A 12,964-nucleotide genomic window follows, 5' to 3' on the forward strand; every position below is an offset into this window, starting at 1 on the left:
ACGCCTAGGCGTTCCAGACCATCAGGACGAGGACCACGATCCAGATCAGGGCGACGACGCCGGAGATGGTGGCGATCCGGCCGGTCTCCACTTTGGCGATCTCGCCGAGCGGAGCACGTGCGGGCACGGGCCCTGGCGTTCCGGCGCCCGGGCCCGTCTCGGCTTCCGTCGCCGGGCCGTCACCGGGCGCGGTGACGGTCTCCGCGGCCTCGGCCGGAGTAGCCTCCGCCGGGGTCGCCGGAGCGGCCTCGGCGGGCGTCGGGGCCGGCCGCCGCTCGGCGTCGGCGAGTTCGAGTTTGTGAACGGCCTTGCGCTGATCGCGTTCGACGATCACCAACAGCGCCAGCGCGACGATGAACAGCGTCATCGACGCGGACAGCCACACCTTGCTGAACTGCCCGTGCGCCAGGAGCCCGCCGAACAGGAAGATGCCCAGCGTGAGCAGGCCGTAGATGCGGGTGACACGGTGGAGGTAGCGCACGATGCCCGGCTCACCCCGGCGGATGTAGCGGGGCGTCGCCATGGTCGCCGCGGTCAGCGGCCCCAGAGTGAAGATCGCGAAGCCGATGTGCAGCGTCAGTAGCAAGCGATCAGCGCTCGACATGGTGCCGACCCTAGCCCGAACAAGCCGATACTCCCAGTAAGACTCACTCTATCTCCGCCGGGATCCCAGCCCCTGGAGCCGCAGAGAGCGGCCCGGACACCCCCCCGACAACGCCACCACATCTCACCGGACGGCTCCGACGGCGCGCCGGTCGCGCCAGGCCGGGACGAGCGCGACGGCCATCAGAGCGCCGGTGAGGACGAACGCCCAGGCGTACCCGGTCCGCCCGGCGAGCACCCCGAACCCCGCGGCGCCGACGCCCATGCCCGCGTCGTATGCGAAGTTCCACAGCGCGCCGACGACACCGTAGCCGGAAGACGTCACACGCGCGTACATCATCGTCAGGGTGGCGTTCTGCGTGATCCCGAAGCCGATGCCGAACAGTGCCACGCCCGCGACGACGGTGACAGGGTTTCGAGTCTCCGCCGTGACGAGCATTCCGGCGGCCGACGCCACCAGGCCGGGGATGACAAGTCGCGCGGTTCCGTGCCGGTCGCCGTACCGGCCCGCGAACCAGCGCGCCACCGTGGACGCCGCAGGCTGGACGAACAACGCGACGGCGACCAGGCCCGTGAGCCGCGGCGGAACGGCGAGCGGCAGGAACGTCACGATGATCCCCGCGCCGAGCGCGGTGGCCGCGAAGACGAGCGTGGGCCGGACGAGGGCGGTCGAACGGAGGCCGGCGACGACCCCGATGGGGCGTTCGGACCGGGGTTCGCGCTTGGGCAGGCCCGGAACGACGACGAGCGGGGCCAGTGCCACGACGGCGGCGGCGCCGCAGACCGGGGCGTATCCGACGTGCCGGGCGAGCCACACCCCCAGGGGCAGGGCGACGAGCGACGGGACGCCGGACACGATGCCGGCGAGAGCGAGACCCTCGCCCCTCCGCTCCGCGGGGATCAACGACACGGTCAGCGCGGCCCCCGCGACGATCGTGAGCGCGAATCCCAGGCCGCGTACGAGGCAGATCGCGACGATCCACGCCAGGTTCCCCGAGGCGGTCAGGACGAGCGCGGGCGCGCCGAGAAGGGCCAGCCCGCCCGCCAGCACGCCGCGGTGACCGTATCGGGCGACGAGCCGTGGGGCCGCCAGCTCGCCGATGACGGTGGCCAGCATGAGCGCGCTCGTCGCCAGCCCGGCGGCGCCCCCGCCCGCTCCGGAGGATGCGGTCGCGTAGAGCGGAACGACCGACAGCAGCAGGAAGAAGTTCGCCGAGGCGCCGATCACGGTGACGAAACGCAGGGCCAGCGGCCTGCTCAGGAGGGGCGGTCTCGCCGCGGCGGGCGCGGTCCGGGGGATCATCGGCGTCGTCATGAGCCTGACGGTATGAGGCAGGCGGATCGCCGGTAAGTTCCACTTTCATGCCGCTTGAGTGGTCCAGTTTGTCGCCCGATCTGCTGCTCGCCATCGACAGGGACGGCCGAGAGCCCATGCGCTGCCAGCTGGAACGCCAGATCCGCGACGCGATCCGATCCGGACGGCTGCGGGTCGGCGAACGGCTGCCGTCGTCCCGAGCGCTCGCCCGCGACCTCGGACTCTCCCGGGGACTCGTGCAGGAGTGCTACACCCAGCTCCAGGCCGAGGGCTATCTGGTGGCGCGCGCCGGTTCCGCCACCCGGGTCGCGGCGGGCGCGTGCGTCGCACCGGTGCCGGCCCCGCCACCGGATCGGCGTCCGCGCCTGCTCGCGGACTTCCGGTGGGGCGTGCCCGACCTGGGCGGCTTTCCGCGTGCCGACTGGTCATGGGCGATGCGGGAAGCCGTACGGACGCTGCCGAGGTCCGCGCTCGACTACGGCGACCCCCGCGGCAGCGCGGTACTCCGTGACGTCCTGGCGGGTTACGTCCGGCGGGTGCGGGCCGCGTCGGCGGATCCGGAGAGCATCGTGATCTGTTCGGGCTACGCGCAGGGACTCAACGTCGCCCTGCGGGCGTTGGCCCGTACGGGCGTCCGCACCGTGGCGTACGAGGACCCGGGCTCGCCGGGGACGGTGACCTCGGCCGCGGTCAGGGCCGGCCTGTCGGCGATACCCGTGCCGGTCGACGAGCACGGGATCGACGTCGCGGCGCTCGCCGCGACGGACGCCCGCGCCGTCGTCGTCACGCCCGCGCACCAGTGGCCCACCGGGGTCGTCCTGGCACCCGAGAGGCGGTTGGCCCTGATCGAGTGGGCGGCGCGTCGCGACGCGGTCGTCATCGAGGACGACTATGACGCAGAGTTCCGCTACGACCGAGAGCCGGTCGGCGCACTGCAGGGACTCGCCGCCGACCGGGTGATCGCCATCGGTACCGTCAGCAAATCGCTGGCGCCGGCGCTGCGGATCGGCTGGACCCTCTGCCCACCCGCCCTCGCCCGGCAGATGGCCGAGGACAAGAGCCTGGACGACCGGGGTTCTCCAGCGCTCGACCAGCACGCTCTCGCAAGGATGATCGAGTCGGGCCGATTCGACCGGCATCTGCGCCGGATGCGCGGCGTCTACGCGGCGCGCCGGACGGCACTGGTGGAGGCGCTCGCCGAGCACGCTCCGAGCGTCCGGGTGACCGGTCTCGCCGCCGGTTTCCACGCGGTGGCGCACCTTGACGGATCGCTCGACGAACACGCCGTGATCGCCGCCGCCCGGGAACGCTCGGTCGGTCTGTACGGCATGAGCCCATGCCGTTCCGGGCACGAGGGCACGCCGGTGCAGCTGATCCTCGGCTTCGGCGACGTCGGCGAGCGCGCGATCAGGGCGGGCGTCCCAGCGGTCGCCGACCTGCTGACCTGAACCGACACCGTGACCGAGTCACTCCATTCAAGAGCACGCCCAGCCGCGCGACCGCGTTACTCCGGGCCACGCGGCCCCGTCACTCCGGCCGGGAACGGCGCCTCGCCCGCGCGGCCGGACCGGTCCCGTACCCGCCGCGCGGAGGCTCAGCCGCTCCGGCCGCGGCGGACGCGAAGATAGTCACGGACGACGTACTCGCCAAGCCGGTCGGGCGTGGGAGCGAAGACCCGGCCGCCGTTACGCCGCGCCACCTCCTGGACGAAGGACACGAGGCGTTCGTCGTCGGCGAGCATGAAGATGTTCAGCGTCGCGCGCCGCCGGGTCATCTTGTCCACCTCGGCGAGCGTGAGCTCCAGCGTCTCCCGCGACGGCGGCCAGTCGAACGACGAGCGGCCGTCCCGCAGCAGGTGCGCGGTCGGCTCGCCGTCCGTGATGATCAGCACGATCGGCTCGTGCTCCGGGTGTTTCTCCAGGTGACGTCCTGCGATGAGCAGGGCGTGGTGCAGGTTGGTGCCCTGCACCATGTCCCAGTCCAGGCCGGCCAGCTCGGTGGGCGGCAGCACCCGCGCGTAGTTGGAGAACCCGATGACCTGGATCGCGTCCTGCGGGTACTTGCTGGACACCAGCGTGTGCAGGGCGAGCGCGGTCTGCTTCGCCGATCCCCAGGTGCCGCGCAGCGCCATGGAGTACGACAGGTCCACCAGCAGGCACACCGCCGCCGCCGTACGGCGCTCGGTCTCGAGGACCTCGAAGTCGTCCACGGTCAGGCGCACACCCACACCGCCGGACCGGCGCTCGCCGCGCCGCAGCGCGTTCGACACGGTGCGTACGACGTCGATCGGCTGCTCGTCGCCGTGCTGCCAGGGACGGCTCCCCCCGGTCAGCTCGCCGGCCTGTCCCGCGTCGGACTGGTCATGGTCGCCGCGCCGGGCGGTGTCCAACTGAGCGAACACCCGCCGCAGCGCGGTCTCCCCGAGACGGCGGACCGCCTTCGGCGTCAGGTCGAGGGCACCGCCCCGGCGCTTGAGGTAGCCCTGGCGCTCGAGCTCGGCCTCGATGCGGCGCAGCTCGGCGAGGTCGTCGACCGCCTGCCGTCCCAGGGCGCGGCGCACCGCCTCCTCGTCGATGTCGTCCATCCGCGCGCCGGGGTAGTCCTGCCGCAGCGCGCCTTCCAGCTCGGCCAGGTCCGCGAGCTCCTGCAGCGCGGTCGTCGCGTCGCCCATGGACATCGGGTCGTCGCCGGTCATGCGCTCGGACCCGGACCAGTCGAGGTCGGGCCGGCGCTGCCGCAGCGACGAGGACAGGCGTTCCATCTCCATGGCCAGCCCGGCGTCCTCGAGCGTCTGCGCCATGAGCGCGGCGAGCTCCGCGCGCTGCTCGGGGGTGAGCGAGGCGAGCAGCCGTTCGGTGGCCGCGGCGCGCCGCGCCAACGAGTCGACGAGCTGCTCGAGATTCTGCGGATCATCCGGGAAGAAGTCGCCGTACTCCCGCATGAAGGCGTCGAAGTCCTCCTGGGTGTGCTCACCCCGGGCGTCCTTCTCGAGCATGCCATTGAGCGCGGCCATCATGTCCTTGACCCGCTGCATCGCCGCCGGGTCCGGGTCGCTCAGGGCCTGCTTCATGCCGCGGAACTGCGCGTCCAGCACGTCGCGCCGCAGCAGGTCTTTCAGCTCCTCGAACGTCCGCCGGGCGTCCGGCGACCGCCATTCGTACGACGCGAGGCGGCGGACCGCCTGCGCGGTGTCGGCCGGGAGGGCGTCCAGCTCGGCCTCCCGCAGCCGCGCCTCGTCGCTCGGGTCGGGGAACAACTCCGCGCGCTCCTGGCCGATCGCCCGGTCGAGCAGGGACCGCGCCTCCTCGAGCGTGCCGTCCAGCCGGCCGCGTCCGCGCAGCTCCTGCCGACGGGCCCGGACCTGCCGCAGCAGGTCGTCCAGGCCGCGCCGCCGCTGTTCGCCGGGCAGACCCCGGCGGAGCAGGTCGCGCAGCGCGTCAGCGGGGCTCGTACCCTCCAGCATCGAGTCGCCCATGGCGTCGAGGGCGGCGCGCACGTCGTACGGGGGCGCGAGCGGGTCCGGCCCCTCGTGGTACGAGCCATAGCGATATCCGGCCATGGTGACCTCCTAGGGCGTGTCCGGTGGATCTTGTTCGTAGCGAGCGGTGTCCAGAGCGCGCCTCGCAAGGCGGAGGAGGGAGGCAGCCCGGTGTTGGCTGCCGACCGACGACAACGCGGCGAGGCGCGCTCTGGACGCCGCGCAGCCGGACGGAGATCCACCGGACACGCCCTAGGGTCATATCCGGTACGTCGAGGCTCCGTCGGCGGTGTCCTTGGACAGCCGGCGCATCAGATAGAGCCCTTCCAGCGCGAACTCCAGCGCCGCCGCCGCGTGCCCGGGCGACTCGCCCTCCATTCCGAGGCTGTGCATGATCCGCGCCAGGCCGGACACCGGGCCGATCCGGTGCAGCAGCTCGGCGGCGGGCACCAGCTCGCCGGAGTCGACCGTCGCTCCCCGGTCGAACCGGTCCAGCAGACCGCTGAGGTCGACCGGGCCGAGCGCGCGCCGCCAGGTCTCCGCCGTCGCCCGGCGCAGCAGGTGCGCGAGCACCTCGTCCTCGCGGCCCTCCTCGCTGACCTCGAACTCCACCTTGCCGAGCAGGGTCGGCACGATCGACGGCAGGTCGCACACGCGGGCCACCGGCTGCTCCTCGCCCGCGATCGCCGACCGGCGCATCGCGGACGCCGCCACCGTCTCGGTCGCGGCGATCGCGAACCGCGCGGACACACCGGACCGGGTGTCGACCGCCGGGGACTCCCGGACCAGCCGGGTGAACCGCGCGATGACCTCCATCAAATGGACGGGCACCGCCGCGGAGACCTCGGCCTCCTGGCCGATCAGCACCAGTTCGTCGTCCACGTCCAGGGGGTAGTGCGTCCGGATCTCCGCCCCGAAGCGGTCCTTCAGCGGGGTGATGATCCGGCCCCGGTTGGTGTAGTCCTCCGGGTTGGCGCTGGCCACCAGCAGGACGTCCAGCGGCAGCCGCAGGTTGTAGCCGCGGATCTGCACGTCCCGCTCCTCCAGGACGTTCAGCAGCGAGACCTGGATGCGCTCGGCGAGGTCGGGCAGCTCGTTGACGCAGAAGATCCCGCGGTTCGTCCGAGGCACCAGCCCGTAGTGCACGGTCTCCGGGTCCCCGAGGGTGCGGCCCTCCGCCACCTTGATCGGGTCGATGTCGCCGATCAGGTCGCCGACGCTCGTGTCCGGGGTGGCGAGCTTCTCTCCGTACCGTTCGTCCCGATGCTTCCAGGCGACCGGCAGATCATCGCCCAACTCGGCGAGCAACCGGCGGCAGCGCACGCACACCGGTGCGTACGGATGGTCGTTGATCTCGCAACCGTCGACCACCGGCGTCCACTCGTCAAGCAACCCGCCGAGCGTACGGATCAGCCGAGACTTGCCCTGCCCGCGCTCGCCGAGGAGGACCAGGTCGTGTCCCGCGAGCAGAGCACGCTCAAGGTGCGGCAGGACCGTGTCGTCGAACCCGACGATGCCCGGGAACCGCGGCTCGCCCGAGCGCAGGCGGGCGACGAGGTTCTGCTGGATCTCGGCCTTGACGGACCGGTGGACGTGGCCACCGGCCCGAAGCTCGCGGAGTGTCGTTGGTCGCGTATTCACTGTCGGCACCGCTCCTCACTCGCTGGACGGCCGGCGCGCCGCGTGCCGCGGCACGCGGTCGAACCTCCCCGGCCGGCCACTCCGCTCGCCACGTCTGGCTCGCTGTGTTCAATGGTCGCTCGGCCCTCTTCGCTCGCTTCGCGGGCGGCATCGTTCCTCGGCCGCCCACTCCACTCGCCGCGTCGGGCTCGCGCGTGGTTCAAGGATCGCTCACCGTCCCGGCTCGCTTCGCGGGCGGCGTCGTCGTGTCGGACGCGCGCCAAGAGACGCTGCCGGCCGCCCGCTCCACTCGCTGCGTCGGGCTCGCTGTGTTCAATGGTCGCTCGACCCTCCTCGTTCGCTTCGCGGGTGGCCTCGTTCCTCGGCCGCCCGCTCCGCTCACTGTGTCGGGCTCGCTCCGTTCAAGAGTCGCTTGGGTTCGACCCTATGCCGGGATCTTCGCCGCCGCATCCGACCACGGGGCGCGTCGTCCGAGGGAGAGGGACGCTGCCGGGTGACCGAATGGCGCCGGCGCTGCCATCATTACCGGCCGATCCTGGTCGCGTGGCGTCGTCTGATGCCTGTGGTAGACCGTAATCATCCGCAGTCGCGGGGAGGGGAGGGGGCCGATGGCACGCTTCGGTGACGGGCTGGCGGTCGGGCCGGATCTGGTCGAGGCCGCGGAGTCCGCGGTGACCCAGGCGGTCGCGCCGCTGGACGGTCTTCCGGACCTGGTCTTCGTCTTCGTGTCCGCGCCGGATCCGGACGCCGTCGAGCCCGCGGCGCGGCGGGCGATGGAGATCGCGGGCACTCCCAACGTCATCGGCTGCGGCGCCCCCGGAGTGATCGGTGGGAGCCAGGGGGTCGAAGGGGCGAGCGCGGTCAGCGCCTGGGCGGCCCGGCTTCCGGAGGCCCGCGTCGAGCCGTTCCGGCTGGAGACGCTGAAGTTCCCCGCCGCGGAGACGGAGTCGCTGCCGCGCCTGGCGGTCGTCGGCATGCCACAGACCCGGGACGACGACGTGGTGGCCGTGCTGCTGGCCGACCCGTACAGCTTCCCCGTGGACGCGTTCGTCGAGCGGTCCGGCGAGGTGCTGCCCGGACTGCCGCTCATCGGCGGTCTGGCGACCGGGCAGGGGGGCCGGGGGACCACGCGGCTCTTCGCGGACGGGGAGATCGTCGACTCTGGGGCCGTCGGAGTGCTGCTCGGCGGGTCCGTGATGACCTCGACAGTGGTGAGCCAGGGCGCCCGGCCCGTCGGCCCGACCATGGTGGTCACCAAGGCCGAGGAGAACATCCTGTACGAACTGGCCGGCATGTCGGCGCTGGCCAAGCTGGAGGAGATCGTCACCGACCTGCCGGACGACGACCGGGAGCTGATCGAGGCCGGGCTGCTGATCGGCGTGGCCATGGACGAGTACGCCGACGAGCACGAACGCGGCGACTTCCTCGTCCGCGGGGTGATCGGCGCGGACCCGGAGGTCGGCGCGCTCGCCACCGGCGACGTCATCGAGATCGGCCGTACGGTCCGCTTCCATGTGCGCGACGCCGGTGCGGCGGACGAGGACCTCACCCATCTCCTGGGCGACCTCGACCTGGCCCCCATCGAGGGTGCGCTGCTGTTCGCCTGCACCGGGCGGGGCCGCAGGATGTTCCCGACCTCGAATCACGACGTACGAGCGCTGCGTGACGTGCTGGGAGGGCCGGGTATCGGCGGGTTCTTCGCCGCCGGCGAGATCGGCCCGGTCGCGGGGCGCAACCACGTGCACAGCTTCACCGCGTCGATCCTGGCCTTCGGGCCCGGCAGCAAGGAGGACCCCGCGTGACCGGCTCCGTTCTCGCCATCGATGTCGGCGGCACGAAGATGGCCGCCGCCCTGGTCGAGCCGGGCGGGCGGATCGCCGCCTATGAGCGGATCGCGACCCCGCAGCCGCCGCACGCCGACGCCGACGGCCTCTGGCGGACGGTGCTGACCCTGATCGACAAGTTCCCGGTCGAGCGGCTCGCCGGCGTCGGGGTGGGGTGCGGCGGGCCGATGAGCTGGCCGAGCGGAAAGGTGTCCCCGCTCAACATCCCCGCGTGGCGGGGGTTCCCGCTGCGCGAGCGGCTTCTGGAGCGATTCCCGGGCCTGCCGGTGCGCCTCCACAACGACGCGGTGGCGGTGGCGGTGGGAGAGCACTGGCGCGGCGCCGGCCGTGGACGTGACGGCATGCTCGGCATGGTCGTCTCGACCGGTGTGGGTGGCGGGCTGATCCTCGGCGGCCGCCTGGTCGACGGTGTCAGCGGAAACGCCGGGCACATCGGCCACGTGATCGTCGATCACGAGGGGCCGGCCTGTGAGTGCGGCGGGCGCGGTTGCCTGGAGGCCATCGCCCGGGGTCCCGGGCTGGCCGCCTGGGCGCGGGAGCAGGGCTGGCCGGGCGAGAGCGGTAAGGAGCTCGCCGACGACGCCGCCCGAGGCCACCCCATCGCCGTCCGGGCGATGAACCGCGCCGGGTGGGCGCTCGGCGTGGCGATCGCCTCCGCGACGCACCTGTGCGACCTGGAGGTCGTGGCGATCGGCGGGGGCCTGTCCCAGGCGGGGCCGCTGCTGTTCCGGCCGCTCGAGGAGACGCTGCGGGCGCACGCCCGGATGGAGTTCGCCCGGCAGGTGCGGGTCGTGCCCGCGGCGCTGGGGCAGACGGCGGGCCTCGTCGGCGCCGCGGCGTTCATTCTCGCCGCCGACCGCTACTGGACCGCGGACTGACCGCGCACGTGCGGGCAGGGGTCCGCGATGGCCGTGGGAGACTCTTCGCATGAGCGGTACCGTCAGCGCGGATGACGTTCGCGCGGCTCGCGAGCTGCTGCGCGAGGTCACAGTGACCACGCCGATCCTGGAGTCCCGGTCGCTGTCGGCGAAGGTCGGCGGCCCCGTCCTGCTCAAATGCGAGAACCTCCAGCGCTCGGGATCGTTCAAGTCCCGCGGGGCGTACGTCCGCATCTCCCGCCTCACCGACGAGGAGCGGGCGCGCGGCGTGGTCGCGGCCAGCGCGGGCAACCACGCGCAGGGCGTGGCGCTGGCCGCCACCCTGCTCGGCGCCCGCAGCGTCGTCTTCATGCCCGAGGGCGCGCCGCTGCCCAAGGTCGCCGCGACCCGGGCGTACGGCGCGGAGGTGATCTTCGGTGGGCCGGGCGTGGACGCCTGCCTGGACGCCGCGAAGGCCTACGCACGCGACAACGGCGCCGTGTTCATCCACCCGTTCGATCACGCCGACGTGGTGGCGGGGCAGGGCACGGTCGGCCTGGAGATCCTCGAGCAGTGCCCGGAGGTCCGCACCATCGTCGTGCCGGTCGGAGGCGGCGGCCTGATCGCGGGGATCGCGGCGGCCGTCAAGGAGCTCCGGCCCGACGTCCGGGTGATCGGCGCGCAGGCGGAGCAGGCGGCGGCGTTCCCGCCCTCGCTGGCCGCGGGCCGTCCCGTGGCGGTGGAGCCGGCCGGGACCATGGCCGACGGCATCGCGGTCGGCCGGCCGGGCGACCTGACGTTCGAGCTGGTCTCCAAGCTCGTCGACTCCGTCGTCACCATTTCCGAGGAGACGCTGTCCCAGGCCCTGCTGAACTGCCTAGAACGCTCCAAGCAGGTCGTCGAGCCCGCCGGCGCGGTCGGCGTCGCCGCCCTCCTGGACCGGCCGCACATGTTCGAGCCGCCCGTGGTGACCGTCCTGTCCGGCGGGAACATCGACCCGCTGCTGCTGTCGAAGGTGCTCCGGCACGGCCTGGCCGTGGCCGGCCGCTACCTGATGTTCCGCGTACGGCTCCGCGACCGTCCGGGCGCACTCGTGACGCTGCTCGGTGAGCTGGCCGAGCTGGAGGTCAACGTCCTCGACGTCGTCCACCAGCGGACCGCCGCCCGGTTGAACGTCGACGAGGCCGAGGTGCTGCTGCATCTGGAGACGCGCGGCCCGGACCACTGCGACGAGGTGCTCGGCCGCCTGCGCGCCGAGGGGTACACGCTCAGCTTCACCTGACCCGCGCCAGCCCCTTTGTCCGGCTTCGGGTTTCACCGGGTGGTTAATCGGTTGTGCCTGATCAGGGCGCCGCGTACGGTCGGGGCGCGATCGCCTGCGCCGGAGTGTCGTATCCACCTGATATCACCGGCGGAGATCCCACTTCCGTTCTCTGCGGGGGACCACGTGTCCGACATCATCGTTGCCGAAGGCCTGGTCAAGCACTACGGAAAGGTCACCGCGCTGGACGGCGTGGACCTGCGGGTGCCGGCCGGCACCGTTCTCGGTCTGCTCGGCCCCAACGGCGCGGGCAAGACCACGGCCGTACGAATCCTCACCACGCTGCTGCGACCGGACGCGGGGCGCGCCTCGATCGCCGGTCACGACGTCGCCCGGGAGCCCGGCGCCGTCCGTAAGATCATCGGGCTGTCCGGGCAGTACGCCGCGGTCGACGAGCACCTCACCGGCCGGGAGAACCTCGAGATGGTCGGCCGGCTCTACCATCTGGGCGGCAGGGCGGCCCGGGATCGCGCCGGGGAGCTGCTCGACCGGTTCGCCCTGAGCGACGCGGCCGATCGGGTCACGAAGACCTACTCCGGCGGGATGCGCCGGCGTCTCGACCTCGCCGCGAGCCTCGTCGCGCGCCCGCAGGTCATCTTCCTCGACGAGCCGACCACCGGCCTCGACCCGCGCAGCCGCCTCGGCATGTGGGACGTCATCCGGGAGCTGGTCCGCGAGGGCTCGACGCTGCTGCTGACCACGCAGTACCTCGAAGAGGCCGACGCGTTGGCCGACGACATCGCGATCATCGATCAGGGCAAGGTGATCGCCACGGGCACCGCGAACGAGCTCAAGGCGCAGGTCGGGGGCGAGCGCGTCGAGCTGACCGTCGCCGACCGGTCCGAACTGGCCAAGGCCGCCACCGCGCTGCGCCGGGTCGCCACCGACGAGCCGGTCGTCGACGAGGACAGCCACCTGGTGACCGTTCAGGTCACGGGCGGCACCCGCGCGCTCGCCGAGGTCGTCCGCGAGCTGGACACCGCGGGGGTCGAGGCGCAGGACCTGGCGCTTCGCCGTCCCACCCTCGACGAGGTCTTCCTGTCCCTGACCGGTCACGTCGCCGACGAGGAGAAGTGATCCCATGAGCGTCCCGTACGCCGTCGCCGACGCGGCGGTCATCACCCGGCGTCACCTGAAGCACACGACGCGGATCCCCGAGCTGCTGTTCTTCTCGATCATGCAGCCGATCATCTTCATCCTGCTGTTCACGGTGGTCTTCGCCAACGCGATCAAGATCCCGGGCATGGACTACAAGAACTACATGATGCCCGCGATCTTCGTGCAGACCATGGCGTTCGCCACCGCGGGCACCTCCGTCGGCCTCGCCGACGACCTGCACAAGGGGCTGATCGACCGGTTCCGGTCGCTGCCGATGGCCCGGTCGGCCGTGCTGGTCGGCCGGCTGGTCGCGGAGTCGGCCCGCAACACCCTCACGCTGCTCATCATGGTCGCGGCCGGATACGCCGTCGGGTTCCGGTTCCAGAACGGCGTGGCGCCGGCGCTCGGCGGCATCCTGCTGCTGATCGCCTTCGCGTTCGCGTTCTCCTCGATCGGAACGGTGATCGGCCTGGGCGTGAAGTCGGTCGAGGCGGCCAACATGGCCGGCATGATCTGGATCTTCCCGCTGACCTTCCTGAGCAACGGGTTCGTCGGCATGGACAGTCTGCCCGGCTGGCTCCAGGACGCCGTCCGGTACAGCCCCGTGACCACGATGAACGACGCGCTGCGGGCCATGTTCTACGGCCACGGGCGGGCCATCGCCACGCCGGCCCTGCAGTCGGCCGCCTGGATCGTCGGCATCACGCTGGTCTTCCTGTCCCTCGGCGTCCGCCAGTACAAGAAGGCCGCCAGCCGCTGAGCACCACGGCCGAAGCGAACGACCCGGCGGCCTCGAATGAGGCCGCC

10 protein-coding genes are annotated in these 12,964 nt (G+C 72.3%); 6 read left to right on the forward strand and 4 right to left on the reverse strand.

Annotated features, from left to right (window positions below; genetic code table 11):
* Positions 1-4: 4 nt before the first annotated feature.
* The gene (locus AB0I04_RS06825) at positions 5-604 is read right to left on the reverse strand and encodes a hypothetical protein (protein ID WP_360880258.1); all 600 of its coding nucleotides are present in this window, start codon (positions 602-604) and stop codon (positions 5-7) included.
* Between the two features lie 123 nt (positions 605-727).
* On the reverse strand, positions 728-1,918 hold the full coding sequence (locus tag AB0I04_RS06830; RefSeq protein ID WP_360880261.1) for an MFS transporter: 1,191 nt from the start codon (positions 1,916-1,918) through the stop codon (positions 728-730).
* 47 nt (positions 1,919-1,965) lie between these two features.
* Between AB0I04_RS06830 and AB0I04_RS06835 the strand changes: the two genes are divergently transcribed.
* Positions 1,966-3,366 (forward strand): PLP-dependent aminotransferase family protein, encoded by a 1,401-nt coding sequence (locus tag AB0I04_RS06835; protein ID WP_360880264.1) that lies wholly within the window; start codon positions 1,966-1,968, stop codon positions 3,364-3,366.
* 146 nt (positions 3,367-3,512) lie between these two features.
* Here AB0I04_RS06835 and AB0I04_RS06840 read toward each other — a convergent pair whose 3' ends face one another.
* Positions 3,513-5,477 carry a VWA domain-containing protein gene (locus AB0I04_RS06840; protein WP_360880267.1) on the reverse strand — a complete coding sequence of 655 codons (1,965 nt, stop codon included), beginning with the start codon at positions 5,475-5,477 and terminating at the stop codon, positions 3,513-3,515.
* 177 nt (positions 5,478-5,654) lie between these two features.
* A complete protein-coding gene (locus tag AB0I04_RS06845; RefSeq protein ID WP_360880270.1) occupies positions 5,655-7,037 on the reverse strand; it encodes a sigma 54-interacting transcriptional regulator in 1,383 nt (460 codons plus the stop codon).
* Positions 7,038-7,645: 608 nt separating this feature from the next.
* Here AB0I04_RS06845 and AB0I04_RS06850 point away from each other — a divergent pair.
* From AB0I04_RS06850 to AB0I04_RS06870, 5 genes are all read left to right on the forward strand, one after another.
* Positions 7,646-8,839 carry an FIST N-terminal domain-containing protein gene (locus AB0I04_RS06850; protein ID WP_360880273.1) on the forward strand — a complete coding sequence of 398 codons (1,194 nt, stop codon included), beginning with the start codon at positions 7,646-7,648 and terminating at the stop codon, positions 8,837-8,839.
* Positions 8,836-9,759: an ROK family protein gene (locus AB0I04_RS06855; protein WP_360880276.1), complete on the forward strand. Its 924-nt coding sequence runs from the start codon at positions 8,836-8,838 to the stop codon at positions 9,757-9,759. The genes AB0I04_RS06850 and AB0I04_RS06855 overlap by 4 nt, the downstream gene beginning before the upstream one ends.
* Positions 9,760-9,808: 49 nt before the next feature.
* The gene (ilvA, locus tag AB0I04_RS06860) at positions 9,809-11,020 is read left to right on the forward strand and encodes a threonine ammonia-lyase (protein ID WP_360880279.1); all 1,212 of its coding nucleotides are present in this window, start codon (positions 9,809-9,811) and stop codon (positions 11,018-11,020) included.
* Positions 11,021-11,185: 165 nt separating this feature from the next.
* A complete protein-coding gene (locus AB0I04_RS06865; RefSeq protein WP_360880282.1) occupies positions 11,186-12,136 on the forward strand; it encodes an ATP-binding cassette domain-containing protein in 951 nt (316 codons plus the stop codon).
* 4 nt (positions 12,137-12,140) lie between these two features.
* Positions 12,141-12,917: an ABC transporter permease gene (locus AB0I04_RS06870; RefSeq protein WP_360880285.1), complete on the forward strand. Its 777-nt coding sequence runs from the start codon at positions 12,141-12,143 to the stop codon at positions 12,915-12,917.
* Positions 12,918-12,964: the final 47 nt, after the last annotated feature.

The sequence above is a fragment of the Actinoallomurus sp. NPDC050550 genome (genome assembly GCF_040655075.1).
Taxonomy (GTDB): domain Bacteria; phylum Actinomycetota; class Actinomycetes; order Streptosporangiales; family Streptosporangiaceae; genus Actinoallomurus.